General features: G+C 65.9%; 12 protein-coding genes. 4 read left to right on the top strand and 8 right to left on the bottom strand.

Annotation, left to right across the window (positions count from 1 at the left end):
• The first annotated feature begins 9 nt into the window (after window positions 1–9).
• Complete coding sequence (locus CH296_RS12445; RefSeq protein WP_094632118.1) at window positions 10–1,182, top strand: cation:proton antiporter; 1,173 nt, start codon at window positions 10–12, stop codon at window positions 1,180–1,182.
• Between the two features lie 12 nt (window positions 1,183–1,194).
• Window positions 1,195–1,857 carry a GntR family transcriptional regulator gene (locus CH296_RS12440; RefSeq protein WP_176459422.1) on the top strand — a complete coding sequence of 221 codons (663 nt, stop codon included), beginning with the start codon at window positions 1,195–1,197 and terminating at the stop codon, window positions 1,855–1,857.
• A 64-nt stretch (window positions 1,858–1,921) separates the two neighbouring features.
• Here the strand turns inward: CH296_RS12440 and CH296_RS12435 are convergent, their stop codons facing one another.
• Both CH296_RS12435 and CH296_RS12430 read right to left on the bottom strand, forming a co-directional pair.
• Window positions 1,922–4,057: a 3-hydroxyacyl-CoA dehydrogenase NAD-binding domain-containing protein gene (locus CH296_RS12435; RefSeq protein ID WP_032395307.1), complete on the bottom strand. Its 2,136-nt coding sequence runs from the start codon at window positions 4,055–4,057 to the stop codon at window positions 1,922–1,924.
• A 9-nt stretch (window positions 4,058–4,066) separates the two neighbouring features.
• The gene (locus CH296_RS12430; RefSeq protein WP_032395308.1) at window positions 4,067–5,278 is read right to left on the bottom strand and encodes an acetyl-CoA C-acetyltransferase; all 1,212 of its coding nucleotides are present in this window, start codon (window positions 5,276–5,278) and stop codon (window positions 4,067–4,069) included.
• Between the two features lie 232 nt (window positions 5,279–5,510).
• Between CH296_RS12430 and CH296_RS12425 the strand changes: the two genes are divergently transcribed.
• Window positions 5,511–5,747 carry a hypothetical protein gene (locus CH296_RS12425; protein WP_094684893.1) on the top strand — a complete coding sequence of 79 codons (237 nt, stop codon included), beginning with the start codon at window positions 5,511–5,513 and terminating at the stop codon, window positions 5,745–5,747.
• Between the two features lie 12 nt (window positions 5,748–5,759).
• Here the strand turns inward: CH296_RS12425 and CH296_RS12420 are convergent, their stop codons facing one another.
• The 5 genes from CH296_RS12420 to phoU are packed head-to-tail and all read right to left on the bottom strand — an operon-like array spanning window position 5,760 to window position 12,583.
• Window positions 5,760–7,988: a DNA polymerase III subunit gamma and tau gene (locus CH296_RS12420; protein ID WP_094684967.1), complete on the bottom strand. Its 2,229-nt coding sequence runs from the start codon at window positions 7,986–7,988 to the stop codon at window positions 5,760–5,762.
• Between the two features lie 44 nt (window positions 7,989–8,032).
• Complete coding sequence (locus CH296_RS12415; RefSeq protein WP_094684892.1) at window positions 8,033–10,426, bottom strand: helicase-associated domain-containing protein; 2,394 nt, start codon at window positions 10,424–10,426, stop codon at window positions 8,033–8,035.
• A 51-nt stretch (window positions 10,427–10,477) separates the two neighbouring features.
• A complete protein-coding gene (locus CH296_RS12410) occupies window positions 10,478–11,053 on the bottom strand; it encodes an HhH-GPD-type base excision DNA repair protein (RefSeq protein ID WP_032395311.1) in 576 nt (191 codons plus the stop codon).
• 35 nt (window positions 11,054–11,088) lie between these two features.
• Complete coding sequence (locus CH296_RS12405) at window positions 11,089–11,892, bottom strand: transglutaminase family protein (RefSeq protein ID WP_052049483.1); 804 nt, start codon at window positions 11,890–11,892, stop codon at window positions 11,089–11,091.
• A gap of 37 nt (window positions 11,893–11,929) precedes the next feature.
• Window positions 11,930–12,583, bottom strand: a complete 654-nt coding sequence (gene phoU, locus CH296_RS12400; protein WP_032395313.1) for a phosphate signaling complex protein PhoU — start codon at window positions 12,581–12,583, stop codon at window positions 11,930–11,932.
• Window positions 12,584–12,688: 105 nt separating this feature from the next.
• Between phoU and CH296_RS12395 the strand changes: the two genes are divergently transcribed.
• Entirely contained in the window at window positions 12,689–13,018 is a 330-nt protein-coding gene (locus tag CH296_RS12395; protein WP_094658975.1) for a YnfA family protein, read from the top strand.
• A 25-nt stretch (window positions 13,019–13,043) separates the two neighbouring features.
• On the opposite strand, the gene CH296_RS12390 is transcribed toward CH296_RS12395, so the two are convergent.
• Complete coding sequence (locus tag CH296_RS12390; protein ID WP_032395578.1) at window positions 13,044–14,294, bottom strand: lipase family protein; 1,251 nt, start codon at window positions 14,292–14,294, stop codon at window positions 13,044–13,046.
• Window positions 14,295–14,454 lie beyond the last annotated feature (160 nt).

Here is a 14,454-nt window from a genome sequence, read left to right as displayed (position 1 = left end):
GGCTGAACAGTGGCCGAGAGCGCACTTGCCCTCACCGAGCTGGGTGCAGTGTTCTTCGTTCTCGGACTACTCGCTCGTCTGGCGGGTCGAATAGGTGTCTCCCCCATCCCGTTCTATCTGCTCGGCGGTCTCGCGTTCGGAAACGGCGGCATCGTCAATCTCAGCGGCATCGACGAGTTCAGCGAGATCGCGAGCGAGATCGGCGTCGTTCTGCTGCTGCTCCTGCTCGGACTCGAATACACCGCCGCCGAACTCGTCACCGGTCTGCGCCGATCCTGGATGGCCGGTCTGGTCGACATCGTGCTGAACTTCGCACCGGGTGCAGTGGCCGCGTTTCTGCTCGGCTGGGGCGGAGTCGGAGCGCTGGTGATGGGCGGTGTCACGTACATCTCGTCCTCGGGCATCATCGCCAAGGTCCTCACCGATCTGGGCCGACTGGGAAACCGCGAAACCCCCGTCGTGCTGTCGATTCTGGTGTTCGAAGACCTGGCGATGGCCATCTATCTGCCGATCCTGACCGCGGTCCTCAGCGGCGTGAGCTTCCTCGGCGGACTCGAAGCGCTCGGCATCTCACTGTTCGTCCTCACCGTCGTGCTGGTCGTCGCACTGCGCTACGGCAACCTCGTCTCCGCAGTACTCGACAGCCCCGACCGCGAAGTGGTGCTGCTCAAGGTCCTCGGATCCGCGTTGCTGGTGGCCGGCATCGCGTCGGAACTGCAGGTCTCGGCCGCCGTCGGCGCGTTCCTGCTCGGTATCGCCATATCCGGGTCGACGGCCGACAACGCCACCCGCGTGCTCGAGCCACTGCGCGATCTCTTCGCCGCGATGTTCTTCGTGGTGTTCGGACTCGCCACCGACCCGGCGACCATCCCACCCGTGCTCGGCTGGGCCGTCGTGCTCGCGGTGACCACGACAGCCACGAAGGTCGCGACCGGCTGGTGGGCGGCGGGCCGTCAGGGAATCGGACGACCTGGCCGGTTGCGCACCGGTGCGGCACTGGTGGCGCGGGGCGAGTTCTCGATCGTCATCGCCGGACTGGCCGTGGCCGCAGGCGCGGTGGAGGGCGAACTCGCGGCTCTGGCGACGGCATACGTGCTGCTGATGGCAATCCTGGGGCCCATCGCGGCCCGAGTCGTCGAACCGGTCGCGCAGGTCCTCCTTCGCGCGAAGCCCGCCGTGTGATTGGCTTTCGGAATGGTGGACAAGCGTCGAGCATCGGTTCTGCGCCGACGGCCGCAGCTGTCGGAGGAGGTGGCCAGCCACGTCCGGCACCTCGTCATGTCCGGCGAAGTGAGTCCGGGCGACTTCATCCGACTCGACGAGACCGCCGCAGAACTAGGCGTCAGCGTCACCCCGGTCCGCGAGGCACTGCTGACGCTGCGGGGTGAGGGCATCGTCGAACTCGTCCCGCATCGCGGCTACAAGGTTTCGCCGCTGACGCCGAACGACATCGTCGACATCTTCTGGTTGCAGGGCCAAATCGCTGTCGAACTGGTGCGCCGCGCAGCACCGAAGATCACCGAGGCCGAACTCGCCCGACTCGCCGAACTCACCGCACTGCTGTCCGCGGCCGTCGAGAACGGCAGGCCGGAGGATGTCGAGAACTGCGAGTTCGAGTTCCACCGCGTCCTCAACCGACTCGCCGACTCGGCGAAACTGGCGTGGTTTCTCAACAACGCCACCCGCTACACACCCACCCGCCTCTATGCCACCGATCGTGACTGGGGCCGAGCGGCCGTCCGCAACCACGAGGAACTCATCGAGGCACTCGTTCGAAACGACATCGACGCCGCCTGCGAATTGATGAAGCAACAATTCACAGACGGCGCCGAGAGGTTGATCGCGCATCGCGGGTAGATGCCTTCGGCAGTGGTGCGGTTATGTGCCACCGGGGGCACTCGATCGCACCACTGCCTCGGCACTAGCGCAGCGAAGCAGGAACCTGGAAGCGATCGCCGTACTTCTTCGCCAATTCGTCTGCACGAGTGACGAATCCGGCCTGACCTCCCGGGTAGCCGACGACGTACTGGTGCACGCCTCCGGTCCAGGCGGGGAAGCCGATGCCGAAGATCGAGCCGATGTTGGCGTCGGCGGTGGTGTTCAGCACACCCTCGTCGAAGCACTTCTGCGTCTCGATGGCCTCGATGAACAGCATGCGTTCCTTGAGGTCCTCGAACGGGATGTCCGCCGAACCCGACTTGAACGCATCACGCAGTCCGGGCCACAGTCCGGTGCGCTTGCCGTCCTCGTACTCGTAGAAGCCCGCGCCCTTGGCCTTCGACGGACGCTCGAACTCGTCGACCATCTTGTCGATGACGGCACCGGCCGGATCCTCGGGAGGAGTCTGACCCGCGGCGATGAGGGCGTCGTAGGTTTCCTTGCGGATCTTCTGCATCAGGTTGAGCGTCAGCTCGTCCGAGAGCTGAAGCGGCGCAGCCGGGTAACCGGCCTGCAGACCGGCCTGCTCGATGGTCGACGGCTCGACGCCCTCGCCCAGCATCGCAATGGCCTCGTTGATGAACGTGCCGATCACACGCGAGGTGAAGAAGCCGCGGCTGTCGTTGACGACGATCGGGGTCTTCTTGATGATCTGCACCAGGTCGAATGCCTTGGCCAAGGCCGCATCCGACGTCTTCTCGCCGCGAATGATCTCCACCAGCGGCATCTTGTCGACGGGCGAGAAGAAGTGGATTCCGATGAAGTCTTCCTGACGCTTGATGCCCTGAGCGAGGCTCGTGATGGGCAGCGTCGAGGTGTTGGAACCGAGCAACGCCGTCGGATCGACGAGGTCCTCGATCTCCTGGAACACCTTCTGCTTCAACTCTTCCGACTCGAAGACGGCCTCGATGACGAGGTCTGCGCCTTCGACGTCCTTGGCGTCGGCCGTCGGGTGGATCCGCGCGAGCAGAGCGTCGGACTTCTCCTGGGTGGTCTTGCCACGCGAGAGTGCCTTGGCCTCGATGGCCTCGGAGTACGCCTTGCCCTTCTGCGCCGCCTCGAGAGCAACATCCTTGAGCACCACGTCGATTCCGGCCTTGGCACACACGTACGCGATGCCCGCGCCCATCATGCCTGCGCCGAGAACCGCAACCTTGGTGAAGGTGGTCTTCTCGATGCCGTCGGGACGGGACTTGCCGGCGTTGATCGCCTGCAGATCGAAGAAGAACGCCTGAATCATGTTCTTGGACACCAGGCCGGTGACCAACTCGGTGAAGTACCGCGACTCGATGGTGCACGCGTTGTCGAAGTCGACCTGCGCACCTTCGACCGCCGCCGCGAGAATCGCACGCGGTGCAGGCATCGGAGCGCCCTTGATCTGCTTGCGCAGATTGGACGGGAATGCGGGCAGGATCTGTGCGAGCTTCGGATTGGACGGCGTGCCGCCGGGGATCTTGTAGCCCTTGACATCCCACGGTGCGACGCCACCCTCGGGGTTGGCCTTGATCCAGGCCTTGGCGGTGGGCACCAATTCGTCGATGCTGCCGACCAACTCGTGAATCAGACCGATCTCGAGTGCCTTCGCCGGACGGAACCGGGTGCCCTGCGCGAGCACGGTCATGAAGCCGGTCTGGATGCCGAGAAGTCGCGTGATGCGGGCGACTCCACCGCCGCCGGGCAGCAGGCCGAGGGAGACCTCGGGAAGACCGATCTGGACGCCGGGAACGTCGGCCGCGATGCGGTGATGAGTCGCGAGCGCGATCTCGAGTCCGCCGCCGAGTGCTGCGCCGTTGATGGCGGACACGACCGGCTTGCCGAGCTTCTCGATACGACGCAGCTGGCCCTTGACTTCCTGCACCTCGTCGAACACCTGCTGAGCGTCCTCGGGCTTGGCAGCGATGAGCGTGTGCAGATCGCCGCCGGCGAAGAACGTCTTCTTGGCGGAGGTGATCACGACGCCGGTGATGGAGTCGACCTCGGCCTCGAGGCGGTCGACGGTCGCTCCCATCGAATCCTTGTACAGCTGGTTCATCGTGTTGGCGCCCTGGTTGGGGTCATCCATCGTCAGAACGACGATACCGTCGGCGTCCTGGTCCCACTGAATCATGTTGTCAGACATCGTAATACCTCAGACTCGCTCGATGATGGTGGCGACGCCCATGCCGCCGCCGATGCACAGGGTGATCAAGGCGTACCGGCCGCCGCGACGCTCGAGCTCGTCGAGCACGGTGCCGGTGATCATCGCTCCGGTCGCTCCCAGCGGGTGGCCCATGGCGATGGCACCACCGTTGACGTTGAGCTTCTCGTTCGGGATGTTCAGATCCTTCTGGAAGCGCAGCACCACGGAGGCGAACGCCTCGTTGAGCTCGAAGAGATCGATGTCGTCGACGGTCAGGCCCGCGGTCGCGAGAACCTTCTTCGACGCCGGGGTGGGTCCGGTCAGCATGATGGTCGTATCGGCACCGCTGGTGGCGGTCGCGACGATGCGCGCCCTCGGAACCAGGTTCAGATCCTTACCGGCCTGCTCGCTGCCGACGAGGACGAGTGCAGCGCCGTCGACGATGCCGGAGCTGTTTCCGCCGGTGTGCACGTGATCGATCTTCTCCACCCAGTGGTACTTCTGCAGCGCCACATCGTCGAATCCGCCCATGGCCGCGATACCGGTGAAGGCCGGGTTCAGCTTGCCGAGCGATTCCACGGTGCTACCCGGACGCATGTGCTCGTCCTGGTCGAGGATGAGCAGGCCGTTCTGGTCGGTGACCGGAACGACGGACTTGGCGAAGTAGCCACCCGACCACGCTGCGGCGGCGCGCTCCTGCGACTGGACGGCATATGCGTCGACGTCCTCGCGGCTGAACCCCTCGATCGTCGCGATGAGGTCGGCACCGATGCCCTGCGGGGCGAAGTAGGTGTCGTAGTTGGTGACGGGGTCCATGGCCCACGCGCCGCCGTCACTGCCCATCGGCACACGCGACATCGACTCGACGCCACCGGCGATGACGAGCTCGTCCCAGCCCGAGCGCACCTTCTGTGCAGCCAGGTTGACGGCCTCGAGACCGGACGCGCAGAAGCGGTTGAGCTGGAAGCCGCCGACGGTGTCGGGCATCTTCGCTGCGAGCACCGCCGTGCGCGCGATATCGGCACCCTGATCTCCGACGGGTGAGACCACGCCGAGGATGAGGTCGGAGATCCGGTTCTCGTCCATGTCGGGGAACCGTCGACGAAGCTCGTCGATCAGACCGGTCACCAGGGAAATCGGCTTCACCGAATGCAGGGAGCCGTTCTTTCCCTTGCCTCGGGGAGTCCTGATGGCCTCGTAAATGAATGCCTCTGTAGTCACAGCGCGCAGTTCCTTCCAGATACTCGATCTTCTTGCGGTCGCCGTGCCGGCCGACCGCGTCGGTGCGAGGCCATGACAGACCTCAGCTCATGCCACAGTAGGGCGGGCGATGGATCCGGCGTAAGGACCGAAACGAGCGTTGTACATGACCGACGCGAAGGTTCACGTTTGAACGACCTGAGCGTGGGACACTCCGATAGATCAGATCTACCGAGCGCGGAAGAAGACCTCCATGGAAACCAACAACGAATTGACCGTGGGCGCTCGCGTCAAAGTACGCATTCACACCACCGGCACCGACGACGAAGCTGCTCAGGACACGTACGAGACCGGGGCGATCGTCGAGGACTTCGGTGTCCAGACACCCGAGACCACCTCACGGGACTGGGCGGTGGCACGGCGTTGGGCCGTGGCGCTCGACAGCGGACGCCTGGTGTTCGCCGACAACAAGGACCTCACCGTCGGCTGAATCACCCGTCGCTCAGGTCTCCTTGAGCGGTACCGCTCCCAGTTCGCTGACCAGCAGCTCCATCGCGACGGTCTCCGGATCGCGTCGAACCGTCGGATCGGCAGGCTCGGCCGCGGCCTTGAGCAGCTCTTCCTCGTCCTCCGGGGTCTCCGGTGGCGGTGGCCCTACCGGCTCGGGCTCGTCGGGATAGTCCGGCGCTTCGGGCATCGGAATGTCGTCCGCCCCGATGCCGGCCGAGGATCCATCGCCCGCTGATCCGAACCCGTCCGACGTGGGACGGGAAGCCCCTGCCTGGCTCGGCCTCGAGAACTTCGGCAGCGACGCGGGTTTCGCTGCCGGTTCATCTTTTTTTGCTGATGACTGTTCCGGCGGTGCCGCCGCACCGACCAGGCACACCACCGACCATTCGACGCCGAAGACGTCACGCAGAGCGTCGCGAATGACGTCGGCGTTGCGCGGTTCCTCCAGCCGCTTGGCCAGCGGTGCCGAGTCGTGACCGAGCGTGATGGTGCCGTTCTCGACGGTGCGCACCGAGGCACCGGAGAGCATCACCTCGACGGTCCGGCTGCGGTCTCGTACCTTCGTGCGCACCTCGGACCACACAGCTCGAACCGCGGCTGCGTCGGGCTCGCTCGACACGGCGGCGGGGGCCGCCACGGGTTCCGGTTCCGACTCGAACACCGGATCCGGCTCGGGGCCGTAATCGTCCTCGGGCTCCGGCGGAAAATCTTCGTGGGAAACCGAGGCAGCGGGGGCCGGTTCCTGTGATGCCGAAACCGGTTCCGGAGTCGGCTCGGGTGTGGGAGCGGGCTCGGGTGTGGGAGCGGGCTCGGGTATCGGGGCCGGCTCGGGTCGTGCAGGCTCCGGTGCCGGTGTGGGAATCGAGGCAGCGGGTGCGGGCACCACTGGAGCAGGTGCCGGTGCGGGCGCTGCCGGCTCTGCGGCCGGTGGACGTTGCGACGGTCGTTGGAACTTGCTCACCGGTGCCGGCCCCGGGGGCGCGGGTTCCTCGGTGGGTTGCAACTGCGGTCGCGTCGGATCTGCGGCTGCCTGCGCCACTGCCGCCTGCTCACCGGCAGGAAGGGTGACGTCCAGGCGGCGCTCGACGCGTTCGAGCCGTTGCAGCACCGCCGATTCCGCGTCGGACGCCGAGGGCAGCAGCATTCGGGCACACATCACTTCGAGCAGCAGACGCGGGGCCGTGGCACCGCGCATCTCGCCGAGGCCCGAGTGAACGATCTCGGCGTACCGAGTCAGTGTCGCCGAACCGAGCAGATCCGCCTCGTCACGCAGTCGCTCGAGGACGTCGCCGGGAACGTCGACCAGACCGCGTTCTCCGGCGTCGGGCACGGCCTTCATCAGGATCAGATCTCGCATGCGATCGAGGAGGTCGATGGCGAAGCGGCGTGGGTCGTGGCCCGCGTCCATCACCTTGTCGACGGTGCCGAACAGTGCGCCGCCGTCGCCCGCGGCCAACGCGTCGACCGCTTCGTCGATCAGTGCGACGTCGGTGACGCCGAGAAGCGAGAGTGCGCGCGGGTACGTGACGCCCTCGGGTCCGGCTCCGGCCAGGAGCTGATCCATGACGCTGAGCGAGTCACGGGGCGAACCTCCGCCGGCGCGGATGACCAGCGGGTAGACCGCATCCTCGACCGGAACCTGTTCCTGGCCACAGATCTTCTCGAGTAGACCGCGCATCGTCGACGGCGCGAGCAGCCGGAACGGGTAGTGGTGGGTACGCGAGCGGATGGTGGGGAGCACCTTCTCGGGCTCGGTGGTGGCGAAGATGAAGACGAGGTGCTCTGGTGGCTCCTCGACGACCTTGAGCAGCGCGTTGAAGCCCGCCGGGGTCACCATGTGTGCCTCGTCGATGATGAAGATGACGTAGCGCGATTCGGCCGGGGCGTACACGGCCTTGTCTCGCAGATCTCGCGCATCGTCGACGCCACCGTGGCTGGCCGCGTCCATCTCGACGACGTCGAAGTTGCCGGGTCCGCCCGGTGCGAGGGCGACGCAGGAGTTGCACACGCCGCAGGGGGTCGACGTCGGACCCTCGGCGCAGTTCAGCGATCGGGCGAGGATGCGCGCCGAGGAGGTCTTTCCGCAGCCACGCGGCCCGGAGAACAGGTACGCGTGGTTGATTCTGTTGCTGTCCAACGCCACGCTGATCGGCTCGGTGACGTGCTCCTGACCGACGACCTCGGCGAACGTCGCGGGACGGTACTTCCGGTAGAGGGCCACGCCCGAAAGGGTACCGGCGACCACGGACACAGTTGCATCGCCGGTCATTGTGGACGGGTGGATACCGCTCTGATGTTCATGATGGCGAAGCTCTCGCGGCTGCCGGTCGATTCCGAGAGCGCGTGCAGCCAGTGGCCGTCCTGCAGCGCATCCGAGATCGCGTGCCGAACGATGGCTCCTCTGGAGTTCTGGTAGTCGATGGAGACGGGTGTGCCGCGCGCTGCGGCGTCGGTCAACAGATCCAGCTCACGCGGCAGCAGCCGGCTGTGTGAATCGAGTGCAGACCGCACTCGTGCCTCGTCGACGGCTCCGTCGCCGCCGGCCAGCAGGAGCCGCGCGAGCTCGCGTGGTTCGCGGCGGTGCCGTGCCGGGTGGACGGCACGATGGGTCTCCCGAGTCTCCCCCGTGCGGATTCGAGGCGCGCTGTCGAGTTGGAGTTGCCCGGTGTCGGAGTGCCGCACCGGGGAGTATCCGTGCCTGCGAAGCACGGCGATGGTGTCGATGGGCGTGGCCGAACTGACCAGGACGGTGGGAGCGAGGCGCTGGAACTGCAGCACGGCCAGTGACTCGTCGGTCTCGATGTTCGTCAACAGGACGACGTCCTCGGAGACGATCGCGCACGGGATCCTCCTCACGGCCAGTGCGCCGTAGCTGCGCCAGCAGTCTCGGATCGTGTAGTCCAGTGCCTGAGGCAACTCGGTGTCGGCCATCGCGGTCAACGCATCGATCAACTCCTCGCCGGTGCCGCCGGTGTCGAAGAAGCCCCGGATGGTCGCCGGGGTGAAACGCCAGACCGACGCGACGTCCCTCGACTCGGGCTGCGCCGCCGAGCCGAGTATCGACGCCACCTCGGTACTGGGTGGTCCGGTCACCACCGCCGTGGAATCGGGCAACAGCCGAACGGAGAACGGAACCCACCCGGCCATGTCCTGCAACTGTGCTGTCAGAGCCGCGCGGATCTCGCGAGGGTCGCCGTCTCGACCCGCAGGGAACTCGGTGAGGGTGCGGCACAGATCGGTCGGCGCACCGTCGGCCAGTACCCCGAGTCGACCGGCCTCGAGCCACAGCGCGTGCACGTGACCGGCCCCGGCGCTGGTCGAGACGACCGGGATGTGCCAGTCCAGATACCGGGCAAAATCCTCCGAACCATGCAGAACCGTCGCCGGCGCGTCGGCGTCCTCGTATCGCAGCAGAGCCGTCAGCGCCGTCGCACGCAGGTCCGCTGCCGCCGGGTCGTCGAGCATCTTCTTGAGAACGGGAACGGTCTTCTGGGACGCACGGGGCACTCGGTGGGTGGGCGTGAAGGGCGAACTCCACCATGCCGTCAGCAATGTGGCCGCCTGTTCGGCCCGCGTGCTCGTGGACCACGTCTCGTACGCCGAGGTCAACGCGATTCCGGTCTTCCCGCGTTCGGCCAGCAGTCCGGCTTCGTGGGCCAGCATCAGCATCAACGCGGTGTCGTGTTCGTCGGCGAATCCCAGCCTGCTCGTCAGCGACCGAATCCCCTTGGCACTGACGCCACCGGTCTTCATCGTCGTCAGGCCGTCGGCGTCGATGGCCGTCAGCAACGCCTGCGTGTGTTCGCAGAACTGCAGCAGGGCGATCGAACGTGTGCGCCGCACGTCGTCGTGCGAGAGCACTCGGGTGTCGAATGTCGGCGGCGTGAGTTCGATGGGCAGACGCCACCGCTCCCCTCGCAGGGCGATGCTCACCTCCAACGGCATCTCGACGCGATGCCCGTCGAGTCGATACAACAATCCCCGCTCGAATGCGGCCGCGCCTGCAGTCGGAGGAACATCGAAGATCAGTGACACCGGCTTGCCATCAACGAAGCGAGACAACATCTCTCGCATCTCCTCCGGCCCGCCGTCGAACAGTTCGCGGATACGTTCGGGCGTCATGGCAGTGGCAACGGAGTCCGCGCGCGCCGCTCGCTCGAGCGTCGGGTCGATACCGAGGAGCGACAGCACAGCCACCCTGTCCTGCTCGACTGCGCAGTGCAGGAACAGCTTTCGCTGCCTGCGGGCCAGTCCGAACGGATGCGAGAACACCCCGGACAGGTCGACGGGTGAGTATTCGACAGTGCCTGCGCCGAGTGAGGAATTCGGCCAGATCAACCCGTGGGCCGTCAGTGTGGCCAGAGCTGCATCGATGTGTGGTGTCTCGTTGATCGATCCTTCACTCGCCCAGTGCCCGATCTCCGCGCGGCTCAGATCGCCCATGAGCGCAAATAATTCGAGGAGAGCGAGCGCACCGCTGTCGAGTCGACGCGGCAGCATCGACACCCGAGACGGGGCTTCGAGCAACTGCGCGAGCAAGCCGAACGAGCGCGGTGGTGGGTCGGTCGCCACGTCCGGCCGACGGTGCAGCAGATCGGTCAGCGCGTCCTCGTCGAGAGACGCCAGCCAGCCCTCGTACGTCCCGATACTGTCGGTCATCTCGCCCCCCGGTGAAAGTTCTGGTCACTGTAACGACCGGCACCGACAGACTTATTTGTTCTTGGCTGCCGCTTTCGCCGCCTTCTTGAACTCGCGCACCTCGAGCAACGACTTCTCGTCCACCACGTCGGCGATGGATCGACGCGCTCCGTCGTCGCCGTACGGTCCGGCGGCCTTGCGCCAGCCGTCGGGCGTGACGCCCATCTGCTTACCGAGCAGCGCGAGAAAGATGCGGGCCTTCTGATCGCCGTAGCCGGGGAGGGCCTTGAGTCGTTTCAGCACTTCGGCACCGTTGGGATCGTCGCGAGTCCAGATCTCCTGCGGCTTTCCGTCGTAGTTCTCGACCAGGAACGCCGCCAGCCCTTGGATGCGCTTGGCCATCGAACCCGGGAACCGATGGACGGCCGGGGTCTGCGCGCACAGGGCCGCGAATTCCTCGGGATCGGCGTCGGCGACGGTGTCGACTTTCAGGTCGCCGAGACGGTCGACGAGCTTCTTGGGGCCTGCGAACGCCGACTCCATCGGTACCTGTTGATCGAGCAACATGCCGATCAACAGCGCGAACGGATCCTCGGCGAGCAGTGCATCGGCCTCGGGATCGCCGACGAGGTGCAGTGTGCGAGACATGGCCTCGATCCTGCCACGCGCGTGTACTCGTGCGATCAGGTGATCGACACCAGTTGGGTGATGTCGTCGAAGGGCAGTGGTCCGTCGACGACGGCTCCGACCACGGCGCTGTTGAGGATGATCGATCCGCCGTGGTTGTCGAGGAAGGCGGTGTCGGATGCGTCGCGTCCGGTGGCGATGCGCACCAGGGTCGATCGCGGTGCGAGGCATGTCGCGTCCACCACTCGCCATTGGCCTTCGACGAATGCTTCGGCGACCGCGTGGAAGTCCATGGGATCGCAGCCCGGTGCGTACACCGCGACCAGGCGAGCGGGGACGTTGACCGCACGCAGCAGGGCCACCACGAGGTGGGTGTAGTCGCGGCAGACTCCGGCTCCGGCGAGGAGGGTGTCGACCGCGCCGTCGATGGGGTCGCTGCTGCCCGGGACGTAGCTCAGACGGGCACCGACCCAGGACGAGACCTCCGCGAGCAGCTTCTCCGACGGCGGGTAGGAACCGAATTCCGTTGCCGCGAAACCGAAGAACTTGTCCGCTTCGGAGTATCGACTCGGCCGCAGGTAGAGCGAGAGGTCGTAGTCGGAGACCGGAGCAGGCTCGGTGTTGCCGTAGATGGTTGCCGAATACGACGCCTCGAGCTTGCCGACGTCGGCGTGGATCTTGTGGATGCGGGTGCCGTGAGCGCCGCTGATCTCCTGCGCCTCGATCGGTTGACCGTCGAGTGTGAACGAGAGTGCTTCCCACACATCGGTTCCCGGATGAGGTGCGATTGCGATCTGGAACTCGAGGGTGCTGGCCTCGGTCACGTCGACATCGAGGTACGCAGAGACGTCACGTTTCATCGTGCCGATCCTGCCATCTTCGAGCCGTTCGCGCAGACTATGACTCGTCGGTGGGGCGATCGCCGGTCACCAGGAAGATGACGCGTTTGGCGACCTCGACAGTGTGGTCCGAGTATCGCTCGTAGAAGCGTCCGAGCAGCGTGATGTCCACTGCGGCCGGCACACCGTGCGGCCAATCGGGTGCGGAGGTCAGCATGAACAGGCTGCGGTGCAGCGCGTCCATCTCCTCGTCCTGGATCCGGAGGTCGGCTGCGAGTTCGGCGTCTCGGGTTTCCAGCACGCGTTGGGTGGCCGCTGCCTGGGCGACGGCAACCCGGCCCATCTCCTCGAACACTCCCTCGACCTCGGGCGGAAGTACGTGCGCGGGATGGCGGCGGCGAGCCAACTCTGCGACGTGGACGGCGAGTCCGCCCATCCGCTGTAGGTCAGCGACGATATTGATCCCGGAGACGACGCGTCGTAGATCGTGGGCGACCGGTGCCTGCAGGGCCAGGAAGCCGAATGCTCCGTGCTCCCACTCGGCGGCGAGGGTATCGATCTCCTCGCGGTATTCGATGGTCTGCTCGGCCATGACGATATCGGCGGTCAGCAGTGCACGGGTGGCGTCGACCATTGCCTTTTCGGCGATTCTCGACATTTCGGACAGGTTCGACGCCAAGGAATCGAGCGTCTCCGTGTAGCTGTCCCGCATGTGAAACTCACCCCTACCGACTCGGCCCTCGACGCGGGGCCTGTAGGCCTGTACCCCCAAAGGCATCTTTCTACACCAGGTCGGGGCTGTGGGAGCCTTTGTCGCATGAACATTGTGAAGTCGGTCATGCTGTTCGGGGTTGCGGCCGTGTTCGAGATCGGCGGGGCATGGCTGGTGTGGCAGGGGGTCCGCGAACATCGCGGATGGCTCTGGGCGGGAGCGGGCGTGATCGCCCTCGGCGCCTACGGTTTCGTGGCGACGCTGCAGCCCGACGCCAATTTCGGTCGGATCCTGGCGGCATACGGCGGTGTGTTCGTTGCGGGATCACTGCTGTGGGCGATGGTGGCCGACGGCTTTCGACCCGATCGCTGGGACATCGCCGGGTCGTCGATCGCACTGATCGGTGTGGCGGTGATCATGTACGGCCCGCGCTGACCCGCGCGGGCCGTACTTCGGCAGATCAGCAGTTGGACGGAGCGGGCACTCCGTAGAACCGATCCTTGATCCAGTTCTGGGCCTCACCGAGACCGAGGAGGTCCGGAATCAGGTGTCCGGCACCGGAACCCGGCACGATTGCCGGAACCTGCGCGGCACTCAGCTGCACGGTGGCACCCTTGCCGCACCAGTCACCGGCCAGCCCGACGGCCTGTCCGTGAGGCACGATGTCGTCGGACGTACCGGACTGGATCAGCACCGGAGCGTTGGGTGTGCGTTCACCGATCTTGTTCTTGGCCAGGATGTCTGCGGCGATGGGCAGCCGGTCCAGTACAACCGAGAGCGGCTCGCCGGTCTTGGTGTACTCGTTGGTGCGGTGCAGCCCGACGTTCAGAATCGTTTCTCCCACACACTGATTCGCCACCAGGTTCAGCATGGCCTTGCCTGCGTCGTTGATGTTCTCGTCGACGATCGGCTGCAGACCGGGATCGGAATTGAGCAGACCGTTGAGGGTGTAGCCGATCACGCCGGTCAGGATGGTGCCGTCGACCTGCTCGAGGGTCGCCTTCAGATCCGCCGGGGGTGCGCCCGCATAGGTGCCGACGAGGTCGATCTCCGGTGCATACTCTCCGGCGATCTCCGCGGCAGCAGCTGCTGCTCCGCCGCCCTGTGAGTAGCCGTACGCCGCGACCGGACCGTCCGCGGAGATCTTGGTGCCCTGCAGGTTCTGCGCTGCGCGGGCGGCGTCGAGCACAGCGTGTGCTTCCGAGGCGCGGTTGACGTAGGTGTGCGCACCGGGAGTGCCGAGGCCCTCGTAGTCGGTGATGACGACGCCGTATCCCTGCGACAGCAGGGAGTATGCGGCGAGCACCTCGTACTCGACCATGAAGCCGAGCGGCGGGGTGTAGGTGATGACGTTGTTGAGCATCTTCGATGGCGCGCACTGATCGCCCTGGCCCTGGGTTCCTGGAGCGAGGACGACGAGCGGACGCGGGCCCGGCCCGGTCCACGGTGCGGCAGGATCGATGTAGGTGCCCGTGACGGCATTGGCCGCATCGTTGGAGTCGGTGCTGCGGTACATGATTCGCGTCGCCGCGCCGGGCAGAGGGCCACCGATTCCGGGGACCGACAGAGCGAGATGCGACGGCTCGGACCGGATCACGTCACCCGGGGAGCCTGCGGGCAGCGGGCTCGGCGGTACGTAGAAGTCCGATTCGACGGTGGAACCCGTCGACGATCCGGAGCCCGGGGCTGCAGATGCAATCGGAGTGGTCATACCGATGAGCACCGCGGATACCGCTACTGCCGAAAAAATGACACGCGTCGAACGCAACTCGAATCCCCCAACGTCGATCCCCAGCTCCCGAGTAAGCGGTACATCGGGTAGCACTCAATTCCGTTAGGGACCCTACGTGATCGATCGCACAACGCAAAAG

It is taken from the genome of Rhodococcus sp. 14-2496-1d, from assembly GCF_002259365.1.
Classification (GTDB): Bacteria; Actinomycetota; Actinomycetes; order Mycobacteriales; family Mycobacteriaceae; genus Rhodococcoides.
This window is presented reverse-complemented; position numbering and strand designations above follow the sequence as displayed.

Excerpts from the sequence above, each read along its gene's own strand:
- CH296_RS12440 (WP_176459422.1), top strand. The coding sequence starts at position 1,195 with ATGGTGGACAAGCGTCGAGCATCGGTTCTGCGCCGACGGCCGCAGCTG.
- CH296_RS12435 (WP_032395307.1), bottom strand. The coding sequence starts at position 4,057 with ATGTCTGACAACATGATTCAGTGGGACCAGGACGCCGACGGTATCGTC.
- CH296_RS12425 (WP_094684893.1), top strand. The coding sequence starts at position 5,511 with ATGGAAACCAACAACGAATTGACCGTGGGCGCTCGCGTCAAAGTACGC.
- CH296_RS12415 (WP_094684892.1), bottom strand. The coding sequence starts at position 10,426 with ATGACCGACAGTATCGGGACGTACGAGGGCTGGCTGGCGTCTCTCGAC.
- CH296_RS12410 (WP_032395311.1), bottom strand. The coding sequence starts at position 11,053 with ATGTCTCGCACACTGCACCTCGTCGGCGATCCCGAGGCCGATGCACTG.
- CH296_RS12405 (WP_052049483.1), bottom strand. The coding sequence starts at position 11,892 with ATGAAACGTGACGTCTCTGCGTACCTCGATGTCGACGTGACCGAGGCC.
- phoU (WP_032395313.1), bottom strand. The coding sequence starts at position 12,583 with ATGCGGGACAGCTACACGGAGACGCTCGATTCCTTGGCGTCGAACCTG.
- CH296_RS12395 (WP_094658975.1), top strand. The coding sequence starts at position 12,689 with ATGAACATTGTGAAGTCGGTCATGCTGTTCGGGGTTGCGGCCGTGTTC.
- CH296_RS12390 (WP_032395578.1), bottom strand. The coding sequence starts at position 14,294 with ATGACCACTCCGATTGCATCTGCAGCCCCGGGCTCCGGATCGTCGACG.